This window comes from Aliiruegeria lutimaris (assembly GCF_900099935.1).
GTDB lineage: Bacteria > Pseudomonadota > Alphaproteobacteria > Rhodobacterales > Rhodobacteraceae > Tropicimonas > Tropicimonas lutimaris.
The window spans coordinates 1-22532 of record NZ_FNEK01000051.1 but is presented as its reverse complement, the minus strand read 5'-3'; the positions used below and the strand labels follow the sequence as shown (position 1 = coordinate 22532).

Here is a 22532-nt window from a genome sequence, read left to right as displayed (position 1 = left end):
CTGCCTTTCAGATCTGCCGCACATGGACGAAGTTCTTCTCGGCCGCATCAATGCCGAAAAGCGTGTTCTCGAAGCCCATGTTCTCAGGTTCGTACACCACCATGGAATCGCGGATGCCAAGGTAGTCGCGGATGCTCGCCGCCGCGCGCCGGCCCGCACCCATGGCCAGGATCACGGTCGCTGCGCCTGTCACGATATCGCCGCCGGCATAGACACCGGCCAACGAGGTGGCGAGGGTTTCGTCCGTGTCGATATAGCCCCACTTGTTGAGCTTGATATCCGAGGTCTGGCCGAGGATCGGGTTCGGCGCGGTGCCGATGGCATAGACCACCGTGTCGGCCTCGAACTCGAACTCGCTGCCCGGGATCGGAACCGGACGCCGGCGACCGGAATCGTCAGGCTCACCCAGTTCCATACGCTGGCACCGGATGGCGCGCACGTTTTTGTTGCTGTCGCCCAGGATCTCGACCGGGGCCGTCAGCCACTGGAAGTTGATCCCTTCTTCCATTGCGTGGTGAAGTTCCTCCAGGCGTGCGGGGCACTCTGCCTCGGTCCGGCGGTAGACGCAGGTGACCTCTTCAGCGCCAAGACGTTTCGAAACGCGCATGGCGTCCATCGCCGTGTTCCCCGCGCCGATGACGGCAACTTTGCGGCCGATCTCCAGCGGCGTGTCGAAATTCGGGAACTTGCCGGCCTGCATCAGGTTGCAGCGCGTCAGCAACTCGTTGGCGGAAAGTACCCCGTTGAAGTTCTCGCCCGGGATATCCATGAAGGACGGATACCCGGCGCCCGTGCCGATGAAGACAGCGTCATAGCCCATCTCGTCCAGCATCTGCTCGACGGTAAAGAGTCGCCCGACCAGCGTGTTGCAGCGGATCTCGACACCAAGTTTCTCAAGGTTGCCAATCTCCGCGTCCACCACCGAATTCGGCAGGCGGAACTCTGGAATACCGTAGCGCAGCACACCTCCGGGCGCATGCAGCGCCTCGAATACCGTCACCTTGCAGCCCGCCTTGGCGAGGTCGGCCGCGCAGGCCATGCTCGCCGGGCCCGAGCCGACAATGCCGATCCGGTATTCGTTGGGTTCGATATGGCTTTCGTTCTTCCAGCCCTTCTCGATTGCCATGTCGCCGAGCCAGCGCTCCAGACGGCCGATGGCGACCGGCTCCAGACCGCCGCTTACGGCAACCGCACAAACGCCCTCGCACTGGTCCTCCTGCGGACAGACCCGCCCGCACACGGCCGGCAGGAAGGTCGAGTCGGTCAGTGTGTCCCAGGCCCCGTGATAATCCTTCTTCAGCATCTTGGAGATGAAGCCGGGGATGTCGATCTCCACCGGGCAGCCCGGAATGCAGGCCGGCTCGGGGCAGATCAGGCAGCGCTCGCATTCCACCAGCGCATTTGCCTCGTCGAAACCGAGCGAGACCTCTTCGAAATTCGTCGCCCGTTCCTGCGCATCGAGCACAGGCATGAATGCGCGCTCCTGCGGAATGGAGCGGATTGTCTTGCGTGCCATCAGCGTACCTCCTCGACCTGCAACCGCCGACAGTTCTCAAGCCACTGTTCCATCGCCTCGGCTTCCTGCGGCCGGTAGCGTTGCAGCCGCGCCATCAGGTCGTCGAAATCCACTTCGTGACCATCGAAATCCGGACCATCCACGCAGGCGAATTTCACCTTTCCGCCAACGCGGACACGGCAGCCGCCGCACATTCCGGTGCCATCCACCATGATCGGGTTGAGGCTCACCATGGTCTTGATCTTGTGCGGGCGGGTGGCTTCCGCACAGGCGCGCATCATGATCGGCGGGCCGATGGCCACCACCTCGTCAATGTCGCCATGCTCGGCAATCGCCTGCTCGATACCCTGGGTCACCAAGCCCTTGATCCCGGCGGAGCCGTCATCGGTGCAGATGATGAACTCGTCGCAGACAGAGCGGAATTTCTCTTCCCAAAAGACCAAATTGGCGCTGCGGAACCCCACAACGCCAATCACATGCGCACCCGCTTCCTTGAAGGCGCGGGCCTGTGGGAAAATCGGCGCGACACCGAGGCCGCCTCCAACGCAGATCACCTTCTTCGCGTCCGAGACTTCGCTCGGAATGCCCATCGGACCGACAAGGCCGAACAGCGCGCCGCCCACCTGGCAGCGGGACTGCATCTCGCGGCTGGACTTGCCGACCGCCTGGATCACCAGCGTTATGGTGCCCTTCTCACGGTCGAAATCGGCGATTGTCAGCGGTATTCGTTCGCCGTGATCGTCGAGCATGACGATGACGAACTGCCCCGGTCGGGCCGCCCTGGCCATCTGTGGGTGCTCGACTTCCAGCAGGAATGTGGTCCTGGAAAAATCGGTTCGCGCAACGATGGGAAATCCCGTCGCTGCGGCGGTCTCCGCACCTGGCGTGGCTTCTTCTTGCCCCGGCAGACCTGCCGCGGCGCTTTTATGCGTGTCGCTACTGGACATGCGCGTGCTCCTCCTTGGCTCGCGCGGTCCAGGCCGGGGTCGGGCGCCTTTCGGCGTGCGGCCCAGACCCGGACTCGACGTGCCTGACGCTATGCAGGCGGGGGTTCTATGCCTTGATCCGGATCAAATTGACAATCGTTTTCGCGGCTGTTGCACAATTGGTCGCAGAATATCGGATATTATTAATAGTATATGGTCAAGTGTGACTTGCATAGGGTTCGATCAGATCGGAGCCCGCCGCGCGATTCGAGTTTACCTTTGGGTCGACCCGGTACCAGCGCAAGCTCCCTTCCGGGGCCGGTTTCATCAATACGGCCGCGCCATGGCCGGCCTCGCCCAGCCAGAGCGGCCAGTCCTGCGGAGCGAGGATGACGGGCATCCTGTCATGCAGCGCTTCCATGCCGCCATCGGCCGCGCAGGTGACGACGGCTACGCTGCTCAACCGCTCGCCACTGGCCTCCCAATCCTGCCAGATCCCGGCCATCACCATCGGCGCGTCGCCTGTCGGCCGGATATACCAGGGCAGGCGGGCGCCATCCTCGCCCTTGGTCCATTCATAGAAACCATTGGCCGGGATCAGGCAGCGCCGCTGCCGGACGGCTTCCCGAAAAGCGGGCTTTTCCGCGATCGTCTCTGCGCGCGCATTGATGATCAGCGGGCCATCGTTCACCGCCTTGTACCATTGCGGCAGGAAGCCCCAACGCATCGCCCTGAGCCGCCGGTTTCCCTGATCGGAGACCGCAACGGCAAGCGTGTTTGTCGGGCAAACATTGTAGCGCTCGCCCTCCGGCAGGTCGTTCGACGGCACGGCATCGAAGAGCCGTGCCATCGCCTCCACCGGCAAGAGATTGACAAGCCGTCCACACATGCCGCCGAGCTTACACGGGCGTGTGTTCCAGGCAATACGCGTCGATCTGCCCTTTTGGGGCGGGGCGCAGATTGTCGCGCTCCCGTTTCCCAAGTGCAGTCTGCGGAAATCGGTGCGGAGGTGAAAATCGGATGCCCGAAAAGCAAAGCAGAGAACGTTCTGAAACAGGATGAAACCGAGAAAGCGCCCCAACCCGCAGCAGGCGAAACCGGCGCAGCTTCCCGACGATTTCGTTCCCGGCACCTATCTTCTGCTCAACCCGGATTTTGCCGCGGCCGGGGTCGACCCGGCTGAGCATTTTTCCAATTTCGGTATCCATGAAGGGCGGTCCTACAGCGCCGCCTATGCTCAGGACGGCCCGCTCGGAGGGCCGTTCTGCAAGGTTCCTTGTCGGAATTGACGGAAGTGATCCTTGCTCACAGCCTGACGGTCGTCCGCCGCAGCTTCGCGCTCCAATCCTTGAAACGAAAAACGGGGGGCTGTCTGCCCCCCGCGCGCCTCGGGGGCGCTCCCCCCGAGGATATTACAGGAAAGAGGAAAAGGCGTCCTCCTTCCGAATTGGCGATTACTTGGTCGCGATACGGCCATCGGTATAGGGTTTGTAAGGCGCTTCCTTGGCGAGATATTCGGCCGTGACGTCGGCGAGGTCGGGGCCGAAATCATAGGCATGGGCGGCATTGGTGAACATGCTGTAGCCGTCGCCGCCGCCGCGGATGAAGTTGTTGGAGACCATGTAGTAGGTCGCCGCCGGGTCGATCGGCGCCCAGTTGCCGCCATCCATCACGAGCACTTCCTGGATACGCCCTTCGTTCGGTGCAACCGTCGGATCCCAGGTGAACTTGAGGCCGGCGACCTGCGGGAAGCGTCCCTTGATCTCCTCGACCTGGCTCACGCCGTTTTCGAGCGCGTCGATCACCGTCTGGCCGGAGACCTCGAAGGTGGAGAGCGTGTTCTGGAAGGGAAGCACGGTTAGCACTTCGCCCATTGTGACTTCGCCCGCGTCGATCGAGGCCCGCAAGCCGCCGGAATTGGCCAGCGCGATGGTCACGCCCTGATCCTTCACCCGGTCCAGCATGGCGTCGGCCACGAGGTTGCCCATGGCGCATTCCTGCACCCGGCAGACATCCTTGTCGCCGATGATCGGCTCGGCTGCCTCGGCCACGACTTTTTCGCGGATCTCGACCAGCGGCTTGGCCAGTTCGGCAATGCGCGCAACGGCTTCCGGGTTCTCTGCGACGGAAGCATCCATGATCAGCGGTTCGCCTACGGCTTCCTTCACATTGCCGTCGTCATTGAAGACGACCTTCAGTTCGCCCAGGAACTTGCCATAGGCATAGGCCTGTACGATCGCGGTGTCGCCGATCATGGTCGGATAGGGGCCCTTTGCATCTTCGGAGACATTCGACAGGTAGGTGTTGGAATGGCCGCCAACGATCACGTCGACGCCGGTCGTGGCCTCGGCCACGGCCTTGTCCACGACATAGCCCGAATGGCTCAGCACGATGATCTTGTTGACCCCTTCGGCGGTGAGCTTGTCGACCTCGCCCTGCACGGCCTGGGCCGGTTCGGTGAAGACGATATTGGAACCCGGGCTGGCAAGCTCCGGCGTGTCGACGGGCGTCAGGCCGATCAGGCCGATCTTCTCGCCGTTGCGTTCGATCACGGTGGATTTCTGCAGCACATCGGCCAGAAGCGGTTCGGCGCCGACATCGGCATTGGACATCAGCACCGGGAAGTCGACGCTGTCCATGAAGCCGCGGAGCACTTCGGGACCATCGTCGAATTCGTGGTTGCCCACGGTCATGGCGTCATATCCGAGCTTGTTCATGAACTCGGCCGCGGCCTTGCCCTTGTAATACGTGTAGAAAAGCGTGCCCTGAAACTGGTCGCCGCCATCGAAGAGCACGGGGTTTTCTGCCCGGGCGCGCGCTTCCTCGACCGCCGTCAGCAGGCGCGCGGAGCCACCGAAACACTTGCCCTCGGCATTGTCCTCCGTGCTGCAGCCCGAGTCGTATTTGCTGATCGGCTCGAAGCGCGCATGAAAGTCGTTCGTGTGTAGAATCGTCAGCGTGTAATCGGCCGAGGCCGCCCCAGACAGGGCTGCTAGGGCAATGGCAGAGGTGAAAAGGCGTTTGATCATTGGAAACCCTCCAGTTGGCTTTGGCCACAGAGTGTCGGTCAAAGCGGGTTTCGTCAAATCCCGATTTGCTTGACCCGAGGTCGCCAGACGAAAGCGGAACGCTTGACCGCCAAGGCGCGGCGGTGCAAACCGCGGCCATGTTGATATTCAAGATCTTCCGCCGCCCCGAATGGGAGGCTTTCCGTGATGCCGGCGAGACGGCCGGCGCGCCGGTGGACCTGGCCGACGGTTTCATCCATTTCTCGACTGCCGCGCAGGTGGACGAGACTGCGGCGAAGCATTTCGCCGCGCAAAGCGACCTCGTTCTCGTCGCCTTTGACAGCGACGCGATGGGCGACGCGCTGCGGTGGGAGCCGTCGCGCAATGACCAGCTTTTTCCGCATCTCTATCGCAAGCTACGGCTTGAGGAGGTCGTCTGGGACAAGTCCCTGCCGCTTGGCGAGGCCGGGCATATCTTTCCGGAGGGCGTGGTGTGAGCTGGCTCGAGCAGGTCGGGATGGCGGCCTTTCGGCAGGTCGATCCGGAGACCGCGCATGGGCTGGCGCTGAAGGCGTTGAACGCAGGGATCGTGCGGCTTCCGGGCCAGATCACCTCGCCGCGCCTGAAGACCGAATTTGCCGGGCTGCAGTTGCCGAACCCAGTCGGGATGGCCGCCGGCATGGACAAGAACGCCGTCGCGCTGGAACCTCTCTCGCGGTGTGGTTTCGGTTTCCTCGAAACCGGCGCTACCACGCCGCGCCCGCAGCCGGGCAACCCCAGGCCGCGGCTCTTCCGGCTCAAGGAGGACCGGGCGATCATCAACCGCTTCGGCTTCAATAATGACGGTATGGAAGCCATGGCTGCGCAGCTTGAAAAGCGACCGCGAGATGCGGTGATCGGCCTGAACCTCGGCGCCAACAAGGACAGCGCGGATCGCTCCGCAGATTTTGCGCTCGTGTTGGAGCGGTGTAGCCCGCACCTGGATTTCGCGACGGTGAATGTTTCCTCGCCCAATACCGAGAACCTGCGCGACTTGCAGGGCAAGGCGGCGCTGGAAGCGCTGCTTCGGGGCGTTCTTGAAGTGCGCGACGGACTCGAACACAAGATCCCGCTCTTCGTGAAGATTGCGCCGGACCTGTCCGATGCCGAGATCGCCGATATCGCGGAGGTTGGCGGCACCGTCGGGATCAACGCGATCATTGCCACAAATACCATGCTGTCGCGTGATGGGTTGAAAAGCCCCTATGCCAGCGAGGCGGGGGGGCTTTCCGGTGCACCCCTTTTCGAGAAATCCACCGCCGTGTTGGCGCGGCTGTATCGCGAGACAGGGGGGAAGATCCCCTTGATCGGCGTCGGTGGCGTGAGTTCGGGCGAACAGGCCTATGCCAAGATCCGTTCCGGGGCCACCGCGGTTCAGCTCTATTCCGCGTTGATTTACGGCGGTCTCTCGCTGGTCGGGAAAATCGTGCGGGATCTCGACGCGCTCCTCGAGCGGGACGGCTTTGGCAATGTCTCCGAGGCGGTCGGCGCGGATCAATAGAGGTCAGGCGACGCTTGCCGGCCTCGGTCTGACCGCGGCCTCCAATGCGGGATAGCGAAGGCCCAGCGTCGCCCCACGCGCGACGAAGGACAGCGCCAGCGATGCCCAGAGGCCGTGATTGCCATAGATCGGGTACAGGATGGACAGGCCAAGCGCATAGACGAGCGCCGACAGGATCATCATGTTGCGCATGTCGCGCGTGCGGGTGGCCCCGATGAAGATGCCGTCAAGCATCCAGGGGAGCACGCCGATGAGCGGCAATGCGACCATCCAGGGCAGGTAGAGGCGAGCTTCGTCGCGGACATCGGGGGCGGTTGTCATCAACGCGATGACCGTGTTGCCCATCAGCGCGAAGCCGAGCGCGAGCACTGCCACGCTCACCGCGCCCCAGAGGCCCGTCGCCAGGGCCGCGCGACGCAAGGTTGGACGGCTGCCCTGGCCGATTGCCTGCGCCACCAATGCCTCGGCCGAGAATGCGAAGCCGTCCAGCGCATAGGCGGTCACTTGGAGAAACTGCAAGAGCACCTGGTTGGCGGCAAGCGCCACATCGCCCAGATCGGCGGCGAGGAACAGGAAGGTAACGAAGATCCCCTGCAGCAGCAGCGAGCGGATGAAGATGTCGCCATTGACGGTGGCCATGTGGAGCAGGCGTTCCCGGTCGAAGATCCGCTGCCGGTCCAGCCAATACCCGCCCCGGAACGCATCCCGGCAGAGCCAGAGACCAAGTGCGACGCCGGACCATTCGGCGATGAAGGTCGCCGCCGCGACACCCTGCACGCCCCATCCCATGCCAAGGACAAAGGTGAAATCCAGCCCGATATTCACCAGGTTCATCACCACCTGCAGCAACAGGACCGCGCGGGTGCGTTCCAGCGCGATCAACCACCCGGTCAGCCCGTAAAGCGCCACCGCCGCAGGGGCGGACCAGATGCGGATCGACAGGTATTGCCGGGCGAGGGTCTCTACCTCCGGACTGGCGGGCGAGAGGCGAAAGGCGCCGGCAAAGAGCGGGCCCTGCAACAATATGGCGGCGGCGCCGACGGCACCCGCCACAATGAGCGCGCGTACAAGCAGCGCCGAAACCTCGACCGTGTTACCTGCGCCGCGCGCCTGCCCGACCATGCCGGTCGTGCCCATGCGCAGGAAGCCGAACACCCAGTAGAACGCCGTCAGGATGATTGCACCGATACCGACCGCCCCGATCGGTGCGGCCTGTCCGATCTGTCCCACCACCGCCGTGTCGACTATGCCGAGGATCGGCACAGTGGCGTTGGACAGAACGATGGGCAGCGCGATAGCCAGAACACGCCGATGCGTGATCGCTCCTGTGCCCGCTGCGAATGCCGGTTCGCTCTCAGTCACGCGACGGCATCAGGAAATGCCCGGTCGCCTGTGCAAATAGGCGCGCGCGATTGTCCTGCCAGGCCTCGACATGCACGCTGGCGTAGCGGCGGCCGGAGCGGTTGACCCGCGCTCTCGCATAGGCATCTCGCGGCAGGCCCGTCCGCAGGTAGTCCACCGTGAAGTCGATCGTCTTGGGCAGGCGCGGAAGCGTCGCCGGCCCAATGGTGGTGGGATCGATTCTGCCGGACTCGATCTCCTCCCAAAGTATGGCCCATCCGAGCCCGATGATCGCGGTCACCTCCAGAAAGGACGCGGTCGCCCCGCCGTGCAGCGCCGGCAGGTCCGGGTTGCCGATATGCGCCTCCCGATAGGGCAGGATCGCGGTCAGCTCGTCGCCCTTGCGGTCGAACACGATGCCGAGAAAGCTGATATAGGGAACGCCTTGCACCAGCGCCGAAAGCGCCCTGTCGCGCCGCTCCTTGACTACCTGAACCGGCTCCGGTCGTTGCGCGTTCATTCCCCGGTCTCCTTGCGCTCGAAGGTGAAGGCGCCCACCGCCGTGGCGACGGGCACGTCGCTGTCCTCCTCGTCGCGTGTGACTGCGCGTACGAAAGCGACCGACCGCGTGGCGTGATAGCAATGCGCCTCGCAGGTCAGCCGTTGTCCCGGCCGTGCCGGACGCATGTAGTCGATCCGCAGGTCGATGGTCGCGGTAATTCCCGTCCCGTCCGGCCGCGCCATGACCGTTGCGCCCGCCGTCGTGTCCATGAGCGCGGAAACCGCGCCACCGTGAATGACCCCGGTGCGTGGGTCGCCCACCAACCTCTCGTCATAAGGCATGGAGAGTACCGTCCGACCGGGTTCGATTTCCTCCAGCCGCATGCCGAGCGCCCGCGAAAAGGGCAGGGACTCGATCAGCTCTCGGGCAACCCTGTCGATTTCCATCGCTAATCTCTCTTCCAATTGCTTCGATTGGTTTATCTTCACCGGCGCATTCCCGCGCAACCCCCAGAGTTTCGCAAGAGCATTCCATTCCTCCATTGAACATGGCCGATAGGGGTCTTACCCTTTGGTCAACAACAACTATGGAGTGTTGGGCGGTGTCACTCACCCGACTGAGCTTCAAGGAGATGTGCGCGAAATTCGACGTGACGCCGCGCACGCTTCGCTACTACGAATATATCGAGCTGCTTCAGCCCGAAAAGGATGGCCGTTCAAGGTGGTATCGTCAGCGCGAAGTCGCGCGGATGACCCTGATCCTGCGTGGCCGCCGCTGGGGATTCAGCCTCGAGGAGATCCGGCAATGGCTGCTTATCTACGAGGAACAGGGCGCGCGCCCGCAGCTCGATGCCTGGATTGAACTCGCCGACCGTCAGATCGCCGAGCTCAACCGCCAGAAGGTGGAACTGGAGGAAGCGATTCTCGACCTCCAGAAGGTTCGCGACGATACCGCCGCAACTCTGACGTAACGTGGAAATCGAAATGGCCGGCTCGACCAAGACAAATCCACACAACTGCCAAAGCGCTTTGACGCCAATTCTTATTGGCCGCGCCGAGGTGAACCGCGCCAAGTGGCGATCCTGGCGCAATGACGCAGCGTTTAACTTACGTTCACGTCAAGCGATGATATATGAAGACCTCGAGACGCTAGGACCGGGGTCGCGTGAAATCCGCGGAAGGCGGAAAAGGTACTGATATGAGCGACGATAACCTGATGACAATTCGCCAGATGTGCGACGCCTACGAGGCGACCCCGCGCACGTTGCGTTTCTACGAGGCCAAGGAACTGTTGTTTCCGATCCGCCAGGGCACCAAGCGGCTCTACACCCGCCGCGACCGTGCCCGGCTGAAGCTGATCCTGCGCGGCAAGCGCTTCGGCTTCTCGCTGGAGGAAATCCGACAGCTTCTCGACCTCTATGATCTAGGCGACCAGCAGGCGACACAGCTTGCAAAGACCTATGAACTGGCAACCCAGCGTCTGTCCGACATGGTGAATCAGCGCGAGGAACTCGACGAAGCGATCGAGGAACTCAAGCAGCAGTTGGAATGGGGCGAAAAGCGCCTCGCGGAGCTGCATGCCTCGTCGGCGGCGGAGTAATTCGACGACCGAACCCCCAGGGAGGACATACATGCCGAGCTACACGGCTCCTGTGAACGACATTCAGTTTGTTTTGCACACGCTGCTCAAGGCCAGCCAGCAGGACATTCCGGGCTACGAAGAGCTTGAAGCCGATATTACCGCGGCGGTGCTCGAAGAAGCCGGCAAGATTGCCTCCAACGTGATTGCCCCGCTCAACGAGGTGGGCGACAAGGAAGGCTGCGTCCTGGAGAACGGTGTGGTGCGGACCCCCACCGGCTTCAAGGCGGCTTTCGAGCAGATGAAGGAAGGCGGCTGGACCGCACTGGACTGCGATCCGGACTATGGCGGGCAGGGTATGCCCATTCTGCTCGGAACCGCGGTGGGAGAGCTGTTCTCGGCGGCCAACCAGGCCTTCACCATGTACCAGGGCCTGACCCATGGCGCCTATTCCGCGATCCACGCCCACGGCACGGACGCGCAAAAGGCCAAGTGGCTGCCCAAGATGGTCTCCTGCGAATGGACCGGCACAATGAACCTGACCGAACCGCATTGCGGCACGGATCTGGGCCTGATGCGGACCAAGGCCGTGCCGCAGGAGAACGGCTCCTACAAGGTGACCGGTCAGAAGATCTTCATCTCCGCCGGTGACCATGACATGTCCGCGAACGTGATCCATCTGGTTCTGGCCAGGATCCCGGGCGGCCCCGAAGGCATCAAGGGCGTCTCGCTCTTTATCGTGCCCAAGTATCTCGTCGACGAGGACGGCAATGTCGGCGCCGCCAACGGTGTGTCTGTCGGCAAGCTCGAAGAGAAGATGGGCATTCACGGCAACTCGACCTGCGTGATGAACTTTGACGAGGCCGAGGGCTACCTGCTCGGGACCGAGCACAAGGGCATGCGGGCGATGTTCACGATGATGAACGAAGCGCGTCTCGGCGTGGCGATGCAGGGCATGGCGCAGGCCGAGGCCGCCTATCAGAACGCCGTGATCTATGCCAAGGACCGCCTTCAAGGCCGCGCCGTGACCGGCGCGCAGAACCCCGACGGGCCGGCCGATCCGCTGATCGTGCACCCCGATATCCGCCGCAACCTGCTGGACCAGAAGAGCTTCATCGAGGGCGCGCGGGCCTTCATGCTCTGGGGTGCCAATATGCTCGACCGTTCGCACCGCTCCGGCGATGCCGCGGCCGAAGGGCTGATCTCGCTGCTGACCCCGGTTCTCAAGGGCTTCCTGACCGACAAGGGCCTGGAGATGACCATCCAGGCGCAGCAGGTCTATGGTGGTCATGGCTATATCGAGGAATGGGGCATGTCCCAATTCGTCCGCGATGCCCGCATCACCCAGATCTACGAGGGGGCTAATGGCGTGCAGGCGCTGGACCTCGTGGGCCGCAAGCTCGCTGCCGATGGCGGCAAGCATGTCATGGCCTTCTTCGATCTGGTGAAGAACTTCATAAAGGAGAACGAAGCTGACGAGGCGCTGAAAAAGGACTTCCTCGACCCGCTCAAGCAGGCCAGCAAGGATCTTCAGGCCTCGGCCATGTTCTTCATGCAGAACGGGATGAAGAATCCCAACGCTGCGCTTTCCGGCTCATATGACTTCATGCACCTGTTCGGGCATGCCTGCCTTGGCCTGATGTGGGCGCAGATGGCGAAAGCGGCCAGCGAGGCCTTGGCTTCCGGCACGGGCGATGCGAGCTTCTACGAGACGAAACTCGCAACCGGCCGCTATTACATGGCCCGACAGCTTCCGGCGACATCCATGCACCTCGCCCGCATCCAGAGCGGCGCGGACCCGGTCATGACCCTGCCCGCCGAGGCGTTCTGAAAGTAGGGGAAGCACATGACCAAGAGACTGCGGTTCACCCGACGGCTGAATATTGCCCTGAGCGAAGATGCCTATCGGCGGCTCCGGAAATTCAGCGACGAGGCGGGGATCACGCAGGACGAGGCCTTGTGCTTCCTTTTCGAGAATTTCGGCAGTGTGACGGATGACGAAGCGCTGCCCCACCGGCTCCGGCTGTTCAAGGCCGAGTTGGAGGACAGGAAAAGGTAACCGAACCGAGATCGGAAAGGGAGGGACGCCTTCGGCGAGGGTATTTTCACCAACAAGAAATCAGGAAGTCACCCTGCCCCCGGCCGGTTCACGGGTCCGGGCCGCAACGGGGACCTGCGAGGGAGGGCTTCTCGTTGGGCGGTCATCGGCTCCCCAGCCTGTACCGCGCGACAGATTTAGGCCGAACAGGGTAAATAAAGCGTTTCCTGTTCTTCTTGTTGGTCCAAATACCCAGATCCGACGTGGCGGCTTGGAGGAGACGCATGACTATCAAACTCTATTGCTTTGGAGAATCCGGCAACGCCTACAAGGCGGCGCTCTCGCTGGAACTGGTCGGGCTCGATTGGGAGCCGGTCTATGTGGATTTCTTCCACGGCGCGACGCGCACCCCGGAATATCGCAAGCTCAACGCCATGGGCGAGGTGCCGGTAATGGTGGACGGGGATCTCACCCTCACTCAGTCCGGCGTGATCCAGGACTACGTGGTGGAGAAATCCGGTCGCCTCGGCTGGACGTCGGATGCAGAACGGCGCGAGATCCTGCGCTGGATCCTGTTTGACAACCACAAGAACTCCGGCGTCGCCGGGCCGGTGCGCTTCAACATGAACTTCTTGCCCGAAGACAAGCGCAATACGGATGTGAACGCCTATCTCGTTGCCCGGCACAACGGCGCAATGAAGGTGCTGAACAGCTGCCTTGATGGGCGCGACTGGCTGGTGGGTTCGGGCCCGACAATCGCCGACATCGCCAATTGCGGATACCTGTTCTACCCCGAGCCCTTCGGTTTCGACCGGACGGCCTTTCCGAATATCGACGCCTGGCTGGACCGCATCGCCGACCTGGCCGGCTGGAAACACCCCTACGACCTGATGCCCGGCTCGCCCGCTGATCGCGCGTGAGCAACGGACCGAAAGAGGACATATTATGACCGAAGCCTATATCTACGATGCCGTGCGCAGCCCGCGCGGCAAGGGTCGCAAGGACGGCTCGCTGCACGAAGTGACCGCGGCAGCGCTCTCGGCGCAGATGATGAACGCGATCAAGGACCGCAACGGCCTCGACGGCCATTTCGCCGAAGACGTGATCTGGGGAAACGCCACGCAGGTCATGGAGCAGGGCGGTTGCCTTGCCCGCACCGCTGTGCTCGCCTCCGATCTCGACGAACGTATTCCAGGCCTGTCGATCAACCGGTTCTGCGCCTCTGGCATGGAAGCGGTGAACATCGCTGCCAACCAGGTGAAGGGCGGCGCGGGCGCGGCCTATATCGCCGGCGGCGTCGAGATGATGTCCCGCGTGGCCATGGGCTCGGACGGGGCGGCCATTGCCGTCGATCCCTCCATCGCCATGAACCAGTATTTCGTCCCTCAGGGCATCTCGGCCGATATCATCGCCACTGAATACGGCTTCAGCCGCGAACAGGCCGATGCGCTGGCCGTCGAGTCGCAGCGCCGCGCCAAGGAAGCCTGGGACGACAACCGCTTTGCGAAATCCGTCATGCCGGTGCTGGATCAGAATGGCCTGACCATCCTCGATCGTGACGAGTACATGCGCCCCGGCACCAGCGTCGATGACCTCGCGAAGCTCAACCCCGCCTTCGAGCAGATGGGCAAGGTGATGCCCGGCTTCGACAAGGTCGCGCTGATGAAATACCCGCATCTGGAGGCGATCAACCACATCCACCACGCCGGCAACTCCTCCGGCATCGTGGACGGCTCCGCCGCCGTGCTTATCGGCTCCAGGGAATTCGGCGAGGCCAATGGGCTGACGCCGCGCGCCCGCATCAAGGCCACGGCCAAGATCGGCCTCGACCCGACGATCATGCTTACCGGCCCGGTCCCAGTGACCGAGAAGATCCTCGCCGATAGCGGCATGTCCATCAGCGACATCGACCTGTTCGAAGTGAACGAGGCCTTTGCTTCCGTTGTGCTGCGCTTCCTGCAGGCCTTCGAAGTCGATCCGGCGCTGGTCAACGTGAATGGCGGCTCCATCGCCATGGGACACCCGCTTGGCGCCACCGGCGCGATCATCATCGGCACCCTGCTCGACGAGCTGGAACGAACGGGCAAGCAGACCGGCCTTGCCACGCTCTGCGTCGCCTCCGGTATGGGCGCGGCCACGATCATCGAGCGCGTCTGACGCCGCCAACAGGGACAGCCCTGCGGGGCAAAGATTTCAAGGACTACGCGAAATGAGCGATTTCAGCATGAAAGTAGGCGACGACGGCGTCGCTATCATCACCTGGGACACCCAGGGCAAGTCGATGAATGTCATGAACATGCAGGGGTTCCAGGACCTCGACAAACTCATCGACGAGGTGCTCGCCAATGACGAGATCAAGGGCGCGGTTCTGACCAGCGGCAAGGCAGGCTCCTTCGCCGGGGGGATGGATCTCAACATCATCGCCAAGATGAAGGAAATGGCCGGCGACAACCCCGCCAAGGGGCTGTTCGACGGGATCATGGGCATGCATGCCATCCTGCGCAAGATCGAGCGCGCTGGGATGGATCCCAAGACCAACAAGGGCGGCAAGCCGATTGCGGCGGCGCTTCCGGGTACCGCGCTCGGCATCGGGCTGGAAATTCCGCTCGCTTGCCACCGCATCTTTGCCGCCGACAATCCGAAGGCCAAGATCGGCCTGCCGGAGATCATGGTCGGCATCTTCCCCGGTGCGGGTGGCACCACGCGGCTTTCGCGCAAGCTGGGCGCGATGGGCGCCTCGCCGCTGCTGCTCGAAGGCAGGTTGAACGACCCGAAAAAGGCCAAGGTGGCCGGGGTGGTGGACGAGGTCGTGGCCCCCGAGGAACTGCTCGACAAGGCCCGTGAATGGGTCTTGTCCGACCCGAACATCGTGAAGCCTTGGGACGAAAAGAAGGAAAAGATCCCCGGAGGCGCGCCCTACAACCCGGCTGGTTTCATGACCTATGTTGGCGCCTCCGCGATGGTGAATGGCAAGACGCAAGGCGTCTACCCGGCCGCGAAGGCGCTGCTCTCGGCGGTCTATGAGGGCGCGCAGGTCGATTTCGACACCGCCATCCGCATCGAGTGCCGCTGGTTCGTCAATGTGCTGATGAACCCGTCCTCCTCTGCCATGATCCGCTCGCTCTTCATCAACAAGGAAGCGCTGGAGAAAGGCGCCAACCGCCCCGACGTGGCCGACGAAAAGGTGAAAAAGGTCGGCGTTCTTGGCGCGGGCATGATGGGCGCGGGCATTGCGTTGGTCTCGGCCCAGGCCGGTATCGAGGTAGTGCTGCTCGACCAGAACCAGGAGGCCGCAGACAAGGGCAAGGCCTATACCGAGAGCTTCGCCGACAAGGGCATCAAGCGCGGCAAGACCACGCCGGAGAAGAAGCAGGCCCTACTCGACCGGATCACCGCAACGAATGACTACAACGCGCTCGCGGGGTGCGACCTGATCATCGAGGCCGTCTTCGAGGATGTCGGCGTAAAAGCCGAGGTGACGAAGAAGGTCGAGGAAGTCGTGGGCGAGGACTGCATCTTTGCCACCAATACCTCGACCCTGCCGATCACCGAACTGGCCAAGGCCTCCAAGCGGCCGGAGCAGTTCATCGGCATCCATTTCTTCTCGCCAGTCGAGAAGATGTTGCTGGTGGAGATCATCAAGGGTGCCGAAAGCGGTGACCGGGCCGTCGCCAAGTCGCTCGATTATGTGCGCCAGATCCGCAAGACGCCGATCGTGGTCAACGATGCGCGCTTCTTCTACGCCAATCGCTGCATCATTCCCTATATCAACGAGGGCATCCGCATGGTCACCGAGGGCATCTCGCCCGCGCTGATCGAACACGCGGCCAAGCTCGTCGGTATGCCGCTGGGACCGCTCCAACTGACCGACGAGACCTCCATCGATCTCGGGGTGAAGATCGCCAAGGCGACCAAGGCCGCGATGGGCGATGCCTATGACGATAGCTGCGACGAGATCCTGTTCTCGATGTTTGAGGCCGGGCGCCTCGGTCGCAAGGCCGGTGCCGGCTTCTACGACTACGACGAGAAGGGCAAGCGCACCGGGCTTTGGAAGGTGCTGGCCGAGAAATACCCGCTGGCCGATGAACAACCGAGCGTGGCCGAGGTCCAGCACCGCCTGCTCTTCGTGCAGGTTCTGGAGGCTGTCCGCGCACTGGAAGAAGGCGTACTGGAAGACATCCGCGAGGGCGATGTCGGTGCGATCCTCGGATGGGGTTTCGCGCCCTGGTCCGGCGGTCCTTTCTCCTGGTTGGACATGCTTGGCACGCCTTATGCCGCCGAACGGACCGCCGCGCTGGCAGAAATATACGGCGCCCGCTTCGATACGCCGGAATTGCTTAAGGAAATGGGGGCGAAGGGGCAGAGTTTTTATGCTCGCTTCGCGAAGCAAGTCGCCGCCGCCTGATCCACAAGCAGTGACCATACGGAAGAAGAAGAAGGCGTGCCAATTGGCACGCCTTTTTTCCTCGGTGCGTCCTTGAGGCACGGCTTGCCAAATCCATGACCTTTCGGAAAGGTCGCATCGCACGGTTGAACGATCCTTCGGATCGTGCCTCCGGCGGAGATATTTGACGAAAGAGGAAATCGCGTTCCGGTACTTCATCTTTCCCCAAATATCCTTGGGGGGAGCGCTCGAATGAGCGCGGGGGGCAAAGCCCCCCATTTTCGAATTCTGACAAGGGCGCCGAACTGTGAGAATCGGCTTGCCAGGATGTTCGATTGAAACGGCCGTGCATTCCCGCTTTCTGCTTGGCGGCATTTGCCGGTAAAAGCTCTGTTACAAGGAACAGGAAACGCCGGAATGAAATCACTTCCCAAGATCGAATTGCATCTCCATCTCGAGGGGGCGGCACAGCCCGGTTTTGTCCGGGCGCTGGCAGCAGACAAACATGTCGATCTTTCCGGCATATTCGATGAGCGGGGCGCCTACGCCTATGACGGTTTCGTCGATTTCCTGCGTGTCTACGAGGCGGCAACCTCTGTGCTGGAAAGCCCGGAAGACTACGCGCGCTTGACCACTTCTGTTTTGGAGGGCCTTGCCGAACATGGCGTGATCTATGCCGAAACCTTCGTCTCGCCCGATTTCTGCGGTGGTGGCGATCTTGCGGCTTGGCGCGACTACCTCGCCGCCATGCAGGAAGCGAGTGCGGCCATCGAGGCGCAGGGTGGGCCGATCCTGAAGGGCATCGTCACCCCGATCCGCCATTTCGGCCCGGAAAGGGCCAAGGCGCCCGCCATGTGCGCAGCGGAGACGGCAGGGGACTGGATCGTCGGTTTCGGAATGGGGGGTGATGAGAATCGCGGCCATCCGCGGGATTTTACCTGGGCTTTCGACTGCGCCCGCGAGGCCGGTCTGCGGCTGACGAACCATGCCGGGGAATGGCGGGGGCCGAGCAGCATCCGCGAGAGTATCGAGGATCTCGGCGTGGAACGGATCGGCCACGGGGTGCGCGCGATCGAGGATCCGGCCCTGGTCGACTATCTCGCGGCGGCCGGTATCGTGCTGGAGGTCTGCCCCGGCTCGAACGTGGCGCTCGGGGTCTATCCCGACTGGAACGCCCACCCGATCGCGAAGCTGCGCGATGCGGGCGTCAAGGTGACGGTCTCGACCGACGATCCGCCCTTCTTCCACACCACCATGAGCCACGAATACGCGCGGCTCGCGGACGCCTTCGGTTGGACAGAGGAAGATTTTGCCGCGCTCAACCGGGTTGCCGCCGAGGCCGCGTTCTGTGATGAAACTACCCGATCCGCCATTCTGAAGAAACTGGAAGAAGCCGATGTATGACCATCTGACCGTCGTCGAACACCCGCTGGTGCAGCACAAGCTCACGATCATGCGCGACAAGAACACGTCCACGCACAAGTTCCGGCAGCTCCTGCGCGAGATCTCCCAGCTGATCGCCTACGAGGTAACCCGCGAACTCGACACCGAGCAGGTCACCATCGAGACGCCGATCACCGAGATGCAGGCGCCGAAGCTCTCCGGCAAGAAGATGGCTCTGATTTCGATCCTGCGCGCCGGCAACGGGCTGCTTGACGGAATCCTGGAGTTGATCCCCGCGGCACGGGTGGGCTTTGTCGGCCTCTACCGCGACCCTGAAACGCTGGAGCCGGTGCAATACTACTTCAAGGTTCCGCCGGAGATGGCGGACCGCCTCGTCATCGTCGTCGACCCGATGCTGGCCACCGGAAATTCCTCGGCCGCCGCGATCGACCTGCTGAAGGAGGCCGGTGCCACGAATATCCGCTTCCTGTGCCTGCTTGCGGCTCCTGAAGGTGTGGCCCGGATGAAGGAAGCCCACCCCGATGTTCCGATCGTCACCGCGGCGCTGGACAGCCACCTCAACGAGCATGGCTATATCGTTCCGGGGCTGGGCGATGCGGGCGACCGGATGTTCGGCACCAAGTAGACAAGGCCATCGGCAAGAATTCCCTTTACAGGATTCGGACGATCCGGCATCCTCCCCCGCAACATATTGTGGGAGCAACCATGATCTTGCGGGGGACGTTTCTGTCCCTGCTGTCGGTCGCGACTCTGACCGGCGCGGGACTCGCAAATACAGGCAAGGCGATGCAGGCACCGGCGGAAACCCCGCCGGCCAGCTTTTCCGGAACGCAATTCGTGGACGCGGCTGGCTGTGCCTTCATCCGTGCGGAGTTCGGCGGCGAAACCCGCTGGTTGCCGCGCTTGAACCCGGACCGGACCCATATCTGCGGCCTTGAACCGAGCCTCGAAGCGAAAACCGCCAAGGCTATCGTGGAAACACCCGCAGCAAGCGCACCTGAACAGCAGGTTGCAGCCCCGGCGGTGAGCCCGGTCACTGCATCGAAAGCCAGCCCGATGCGTCCGCGCCCGGCAAGCACGCATGCCACGGCCTCGACCCGTGCGCCTGTTCAGCGGGCCAGCCAGACGGTGCGTGTGACCTGTCCGTCGCGCAGCGGCACCAGCTACAGCTATATTGCCCAACCGGGCGACCTCATTCGCTGTGACCGGACAGGAGCGCCCGCAGAGGCAGCGCTGGTTCTGGCATCTGGAGACGCCGCCAACGAGGTTGCCAAGCCAATCTACAAGCTGCCCAAGCCGCCGAGCGGTTACCGCTACGCGTTCGGCGAGGGGCGGCACAATCCGAACCGGGGCGAACGGACGCTCGCCGGAACCGCCGAGATGAACCGCGTCTGGACGCAGGATGTGCCGCGCAAGCTGGTGAGTCCCGAAGCTGGGCAAATCGGGCTCGAAATCCAGGGCTACCGCTCGACGCAGACCGGCAAGACGACCTATCGCGCTTCGAGCAAGGCACAGGTCGCGCCGAGCCAGCGTAATGTGCAGGTGGCCAGCTTTCGCGAGGCCGCCAATGCCTCGGCAACTGCCGGTCGGCTGCAAGCGCGGGGGTTGCCAGTGCGGATCACCGTGGGCCGGAACGGCGGAAAGAAGCTGTATGTCGTGATCGCAGGGCCGTTCGAAAGCCAGGCGCGCACGCAGGCGGCACTGAACAAGACACGCAGCATCGGGTACTCGGATGCCTTTATCCGACGCTGAAGCAAGAGAATAATAACCAAGAAGAAAGAGTCCAAGCAGGTCTCATCCAGGCTAGCGCCCCGCCCGTTTAGACGGGCGGGGCGCCGCCGTTCAGGGGGGTCAATTGCCGCAGATCCCTTGGAGTGCCACCCAGTCGCTGTCATCCAGAACCGGTTTGCGACTCTCTCCCGCGCGCATCGGGTCGGCTTCGATCATACCCAGCGTGCTCTCCCCCGTGACGTCCAGCGCGTAGGCATAGGGCGTGGAAGGCACCGCTGCGGCGGCGAAACGTTCCAGCAGCCGCGTTTCGTTCACGACGGGCGGCTGTGTGGCGGTGAGGCTCTCGGCATAGGCCTGCAGGGTATCGTCGGTCATGTGTCCCGTCGTCAGAAGCCGCAGGGTCGGCACGAGGCCCGCCGTTTCCAGAACTGCGCGCAGCGGGTCGGTTTGCGCCTGCCGTTCGGCTTCGGCAAGGACAAAGCCCGCGACCACGTCCGGGGTTTCGTGGTCCTCCACGAGGGAGCGGTTCAGCAGCATCACCCCGCCCGGAAGCGAGACCGTGCTGGGAACCCCTTCCGGCACCACGAGCAACGCTCCCTTTCCGGGTTGGAGCAGCCTAGCATGCAGCCGGGCCAGCGCCTGGTCACCGCGCGGACTGCGGCAGGGGCTGCCCGATACGCGGCCGATAGCGGTGAAGAGCTGTGTGCCGATCTCGGTGCGCGTCGGGCCCGGGACAACGCTCATCGTGTGCCGAAGGAGCGCTCCGGGCAGCCACAACGCGGCGGTTCCAAGCAGTGCCACCAGAGCCGTCGTGAGCAGGACGAGCCGCAGCCGTCCCTGCCGCGGGCGCGATTTCAGGATGGCGCCGCGCACGGTCTCGATGGCCTCGATCATCGTCGGGTCGTCGATTTCGAGCGTTTCGGTTGCATCGGCCGAGGGGGTGTAGAGCGCCGGCTCCTCGCCGCGGTTCATTCGCACGACGGCCGCAAGCGACCAATGGCTGAGCGCGCTGTTGTTGCGATCCGCGATCACGAGGGAGGCGTCGCCGAAGGACACGATCACGTCCTGACGCTGCGCCTCTGGTTCGGGGCGCCAGATGCCAGGGCATTCCAGCCGGCTGAATTGTTTGAGCGCTGTCATGGGCCTGCTCCGCCTCTTTGCCCGAAAGGATAGCCGAGCCGTGGAACTGGGACAACGTCGCGATTTCGGCAAGCCATTGAAAGCGGAGTACGGCGATCTGCGGCTCGCCTAAAGTGAATTGCGCACGCTTTGGAGACGAAATGGTCAAATAGGCGATATTGGAGGCCACAGGCGGACAATGCCTTAATGTTGTCTTTTTCCCGGCGAATTGCCGTCTCTTCGGTAAGGCCTTGTTAACTATGAACAGGCGGATTCTGCTTCCGCGGTCGAAGGATGAAGCGATGCTGGACTGGACCAAGAGAGGTGTGCTGACGGGAGCGCGGCAGGACAGGAATGTTCCACGTACGACCGATCAGCAGGGCGGCCTCGTCGCCGGCACACTTGTGGCAACCGAGGCTGGCTGGATGCCGGCTGAAAAGATCGGTGTCGGTGCCATGGTCATGACCTTCGATGACGGGTTGCAGGAAGTCGCGGGGGTCACCCGCCGGTTGCATCCGATGCCTTGCCATAAAGCCAACGAAATGACGATGCTGCGCCCGTTGCTGTCCGTTCCCGCCGGGACGATCGGCAACCGCCGCCAGATGCTTCTGCCTGAAGGTCAGGCTGTTATGGTCGAGAGCGATTTCGCAGAGGCTTATCTGGGCGATCCCTTCGCGGCGCTGGAGTCTTCAGAGCTTCTGGGTCTGCAGGGCGTGCGCAAGGTGCTGCCCGAAGACCGCGTGGTCGTGGTGACATTGTCCTTTGCCGAGGATCAGATGATCTTTGTGGAGGGTCAGGCGCTGGCGCATTGCCGTGCGTCCGGGGTGGGGGAGCCGTTGTCGGTCGAGGAGGCGATCTGGCCCGAAACGGCGCAGCGCTACCGCGTCTTGTCGCATGACGATGCCGAGCTCGTGGTCGCTGGCATGGCATCTCTTGACGAGGTGACCCATGCCACCCATCCCGCTCATAGGGGGGCGCCGCTCTCCTGAATGGGGACCCAACCTTCGGAATGAACGATCAACCCGGTGCTTGCGCGCCGGGTTTTTTCTTTGCCACGCGGCATCGAAACCAGAGGTGGCTCGGGAGATCTGAACGGGTGAGTTAAAGCGTACCGCCAAAAACCTGAATCGTTGGGATTCCGTTGAAGCCTGATCTGTGATTCATCCTGTTTGGGAGGATGGATCATGTCAGCACCTTTGCCGGACGTGCTGCGGCTGCGGTTTCAGAAGTTGGTTGAAGTAGGGTTAAGCGGGCGCGCGGCAGCGTTGCGGTTAAAGCTGTCGCCAGCAACAGGGGCCAGATGGGCGCTCTCGATCCGGCGCACGGGCCGTGCCTGTGCCGCTCCCCAAGGTCGTCCCAAAGGCAAGGGAAAGCTCGATCCGCATCGCGCCTTCTTCGCCGAGATCATCGGGCAGGACGGGGACATCACGATGCCGGAACTGGCG

Annotated in this window: 22 protein-coding genes and 1 pseudogene; 14 read left to right on the top strand and 9 right to left on the bottom strand. The window is 62.9% G+C overall.

What is annotated here, in order from left to right; translation table 11 throughout:
- Positions 1–7: 7 nt before the first annotated feature.
- The 5 genes from gltA to BLR85_RS19530 form a co-directional block, all read right to left on the bottom strand.
- Positions 8–1516 carry an NADPH-dependent glutamate synthase gene (gene gltA, locus BLR85_RS19550; protein WP_093161114.1) on the bottom strand — a complete coding sequence of 503 codons (1509 nt, stop codon included), beginning with the start codon at positions 1514–1516 and terminating at the stop codon, positions 8–10.
- The gene (locus BLR85_RS19545) at positions 1516–2463 is read right to left on the bottom strand and encodes a sulfide/dihydroorotate dehydrogenase-like FAD/NAD-binding protein (RefSeq protein WP_093161110.1); all 948 of its coding nucleotides are present in this window, start codon (positions 2461–2463) and stop codon (positions 1516–1518) included. The genes gltA and BLR85_RS19545 overlap by 1 nt, the downstream gene beginning before the upstream one ends.
- Before the next feature lie 196 nt (positions 2464–2659).
- A complete protein-coding gene (locus BLR85_RS19540; RefSeq protein ID WP_093161107.1) occupies positions 2660–3331 on the bottom strand; it encodes an SOS response-associated peptidase in 672 nt (223 codons plus the stop codon).
- A 10-nt stretch (positions 3332–3341) separates the two neighbouring features.
- The gene (locus BLR85_RS28600) at positions 3342–3650 is read right to left on the bottom strand and encodes a hypothetical protein (RefSeq protein WP_139188466.1); all 309 of its coding nucleotides are present in this window, start codon (positions 3648–3650) and stop codon (positions 3342–3344) included.
- A 246-nt stretch (positions 3651–3896) separates the two neighbouring features.
- Positions 3897–5471, bottom strand: coding sequence for a bifunctional metallophosphatase/5'-nucleotidase (locus BLR85_RS19530; RefSeq protein WP_093161100.1), 1575 nt, complete (start codon positions 5469–5471; stop codon positions 3897–3899).
- A 137-nt stretch (positions 5472–5608) separates the two neighbouring features.
- On the opposite strand from BLR85_RS19530, the gene BLR85_RS19525 reads away from it, so the two are divergent.
- Both BLR85_RS19525 and BLR85_RS19520 read left to right on the top strand, forming a co-directional pair.
- Entirely contained in the window at positions 5609–5947 is a 339-nt protein-coding gene (locus BLR85_RS19525; protein WP_093161096.1) for a DUF952 domain-containing protein, read from the top strand.
- Complete coding sequence (locus tag BLR85_RS19520; RefSeq protein ID WP_093161091.1) at positions 5944–6990, top strand: quinone-dependent dihydroorotate dehydrogenase; 1047 nt, start codon at positions 5944–5946, stop codon at positions 6988–6990. The genes BLR85_RS19525 and BLR85_RS19520 overlap by 4 nt, the downstream gene beginning before the upstream one ends.
- 3 nt (positions 6991–6993) lie before the next feature.
- On the opposite strand, the gene BLR85_RS19515 is transcribed toward BLR85_RS19520, so the two are convergent.
- Genes BLR85_RS19515 through BLR85_RS19505 form a run of 3 tightly spaced genes read right to left on the bottom strand, consistent with a single transcriptional unit; the run spans position 6994 to position 9279 of the window.
- Positions 6994–8352 (bottom strand): MATE family efflux transporter, encoded by a 1359-nt coding sequence (locus BLR85_RS19515; protein WP_170844654.1) that lies wholly within the window; start codon positions 8350–8352, stop codon positions 6994–6996.
- A complete protein-coding gene (locus tag BLR85_RS19510) occupies positions 8345–8851 on the bottom strand; it encodes a PaaI family thioesterase (protein WP_093161088.1) in 507 nt (168 codons plus the stop codon). The genes BLR85_RS19515 and BLR85_RS19510 overlap by 8 nt, the downstream gene beginning before the upstream one ends.
- On the bottom strand, positions 8848–9279 hold the full coding sequence (locus BLR85_RS19505) for a PaaI family thioesterase (protein WP_093161085.1): 432 nt from the start codon (positions 9277–9279) through the stop codon (positions 8848–8850). Before BLR85_RS19505 ends, BLR85_RS19510 begins: the two co-directional genes overlap by 4 nt.
- Positions 9280–9434: 155 nt before the next feature.
- Between BLR85_RS19505 and BLR85_RS19500 the strand changes: the two genes are divergently transcribed.
- The 10 genes from BLR85_RS19500 to BLR85_RS19455 all read left to right on the top strand — a co-directional run bounded on the left by BLR85_RS19500 (position 9435) and on the right by BLR85_RS19455 (position 19989).
- Positions 9435–9803: a MerR family transcriptional regulator gene (locus BLR85_RS19500; protein WP_093161147.1), complete on the top strand. Its 369-nt coding sequence runs from the start codon at positions 9435–9437 to the stop codon at positions 9801–9803.
- 227 nt (positions 9804–10030) lie between these two features.
- Entirely contained in the window at positions 10031–10432 is a 402-nt protein-coding gene (locus BLR85_RS19495; RefSeq protein ID WP_093161074.1) for a MerR family transcriptional regulator, read from the top strand.
- A 31-nt stretch (positions 10433–10463) separates the two neighbouring features.
- Positions 10464–12242, top strand: coding sequence for an acyl-CoA dehydrogenase C-terminal domain-containing protein (locus BLR85_RS19490; RefSeq protein WP_093161070.1), 1779 nt, complete (start codon positions 10464–10466; stop codon positions 12240–12242).
- A gap of 15 nt (positions 12243–12257) precedes the next feature.
- A complete protein-coding gene (locus tag BLR85_RS19485) occupies positions 12258–12470 on the top strand; it encodes a hypothetical protein (protein WP_093161065.1) in 213 nt (70 codons plus the stop codon).
- Positions 12471–12733: 263 nt separating this feature from the next.
- A complete protein-coding gene (locus tag BLR85_RS19480; protein ID WP_093161060.1) occupies positions 12734–13369 on the top strand; it encodes a glutathione S-transferase family protein in 636 nt (211 codons plus the stop codon).
- Between the two features lie 25 nt (positions 13370–13394).
- Complete coding sequence (locus tag BLR85_RS19475) at positions 13395–14606, top strand: acetyl-CoA C-acetyltransferase (RefSeq protein WP_093161056.1); 1212 nt, start codon at positions 13395–13397, stop codon at positions 14604–14606.
- 52 nt (positions 14607–14658) lie between these two features.
- Positions 14659–16854: a 3-hydroxyacyl-CoA dehydrogenase NAD-binding domain-containing protein gene (locus tag BLR85_RS19470; RefSeq protein ID WP_093161050.1), complete on the top strand. Its 2196-nt coding sequence runs from the start codon at positions 14659–14661 to the stop codon at positions 16852–16854.
- Between the two features lie 396 nt (positions 16855–17250).
- Positions 17251–18237 carry an adenosine deaminase gene (locus BLR85_RS19465; RefSeq protein ID WP_093161045.1) on the top strand — a complete coding sequence of 329 codons (987 nt, stop codon included), beginning with the start codon at positions 17251–17253 and terminating at the stop codon, positions 18235–18237.
- Positions 18230–18862 carry a uracil phosphoribosyltransferase gene (upp, locus tag BLR85_RS19460; RefSeq protein WP_093161040.1) on the top strand — a complete coding sequence of 211 codons (633 nt, stop codon included), beginning with the start codon at positions 18230–18232 and terminating at the stop codon, positions 18860–18862. The genes BLR85_RS19465 and upp overlap by 8 nt, the downstream gene beginning before the upstream one ends.
- Positions 18863–18942: 80 nt before the next feature.
- Positions 18943–19989, top strand: a complete 1047-nt coding sequence (locus tag BLR85_RS19455) for an SPOR domain-containing protein (protein WP_093161035.1) — start codon at positions 18943–18945, stop codon at positions 19987–19989.
- A gap of 99 nt (positions 19990–20088) precedes the next feature.
- Here the strand turns inward: BLR85_RS19455 and BLR85_RS19450 are convergent, their stop codons facing one another.
- Positions 20089–21108: a hypothetical protein gene (locus BLR85_RS19450; protein WP_093161030.1), complete on the bottom strand. Its 1020-nt coding sequence runs from the start codon at positions 21106–21108 to the stop codon at positions 20089–20091.
- Positions 21109–21389: 281 nt separating this feature from the next.
- Here BLR85_RS19450 and BLR85_RS19445 point away from each other — a divergent pair, with 281 nt between their 5' ends.
- Complete coding sequence (locus tag BLR85_RS19445; protein ID WP_170844653.1) at positions 21390–22076, top strand: Hint domain-containing protein; 687 nt, start codon at positions 21390–21392, stop codon at positions 22074–22076.
- A 195-nt stretch (positions 22077–22271) separates the two neighbouring features.
- Positions 22272–22532 (top strand): annotated as a pseudogene (locus tag BLR85_RS19440) (transposase); the annotation flags it as partial.

Bases quoted from the DNA above. Each gene is read 5' to 3' on its own strand.
- BLR85_RS19470 (WP_093161050.1), top strand. From the start codon at position 14,659: ATGAGCGATTTCAGCATGAAAGTAGGCGACGACGGCGTCGCTATCATC.
- gltA (WP_093161114.1), bottom strand. From the start codon at position 1,516: ATGGCACGCAAGACAATCCGCTCCATTCCGCAGGAGCGCGCATTCATG.
- BLR85_RS19510 (WP_093161088.1), bottom strand. From the start codon at position 8,851: ATGAACGCGCAACGACCGGAGCCGGTTCAGGTAGTCAAGGAGCGGCGC.
- BLR85_RS19475 (WP_093161056.1), top strand. From the start codon at position 13,395: ATGACCGAAGCCTATATCTACGATGCCGTGCGCAGCCCGCGCGGCAAG.
- BLR85_RS19495 (WP_093161074.1), top strand. From the start codon at position 10,031: ATGAGCGACGATAACCTGATGACAATTCGCCAGATGTGCGACGCCTAC.
- BLR85_RS19465 (WP_093161045.1), top strand. From the start codon at position 17,251: ATGAAATCACTTCCCAAGATCGAATTGCATCTCCATCTCGAGGGGGCG.
- BLR85_RS19480 (WP_093161060.1), top strand. From the start codon at position 12,734: ATGACTATCAAACTCTATTGCTTTGGAGAATCCGGCAACGCCTACAAG.
- BLR85_RS28600 (WP_139188466.1), bottom strand. From the start codon at position 3,650: ATGGATACCGAAATTGGAAAAATGCTCAGCCGGGTCGACCCCGGCCGC.
- BLR85_RS19545 (WP_093161110.1), bottom strand. From the start codon at position 2,463: ATGTCCAGTAGCGACACGCATAAAAGCGCCGCGGCAGGTCTGCCGGGG.
- BLR85_RS19450 (WP_093161030.1), bottom strand. From the start codon at position 21,108: ATGACAGCGCTCAAACAATTCAGCCGGCTGGAATGCCCTGGCATCTGG.
- BLR85_RS19490 (WP_093161070.1), top strand. From the start codon at position 10,464: ATGCCGAGCTACACGGCTCCTGTGAACGACATTCAGTTTGTTTTGCAC.
- BLR85_RS19530 (WP_093161100.1), bottom strand. From the start codon at position 5,471: ATGATCAAACGCCTTTTCACCTCTGCCATTGCCCTAGCAGCCCTGTCT.
- upp (WP_093161040.1), top strand. From the start codon at position 18,230: ATGTATGACCATCTGACCGTCGTCGAACACCCGCTGGTGCAGCACAAG.
- BLR85_RS19485 (WP_093161065.1), top strand. From the start codon at position 12,258: ATGACCAAGAGACTGCGGTTCACCCGACGGCTGAATATTGCCCTGAGC.
- BLR85_RS19455 (WP_093161035.1), top strand. From the start codon at position 18,943: ATGATCTTGCGGGGGACGTTTCTGTCCCTGCTGTCGGTCGCGACTCTG.
- BLR85_RS19445 (WP_170844653.1), top strand. From the start codon at position 21,390: ATGCTGGACTGGACCAAGAGAGGTGTGCTGACGGGAGCGCGGCAGGAC.
- BLR85_RS19505 (WP_093161085.1), bottom strand. From the start codon at position 9,279: ATGGAAATCGACAGGGTTGCCCGAGAGCTGATCGAGTCCCTGCCCTTT.
- BLR85_RS19525 (WP_093161096.1), top strand. From the start codon at position 5,609: ATGTTGATATTCAAGATCTTCCGCCGCCCCGAATGGGAGGCTTTCCGT.
- BLR85_RS19540 (WP_093161107.1), bottom strand. From the start codon at position 3,331: ATGTGTGGACGGCTTGTCAATCTCTTGCCGGTGGAGGCGATGGCACGG.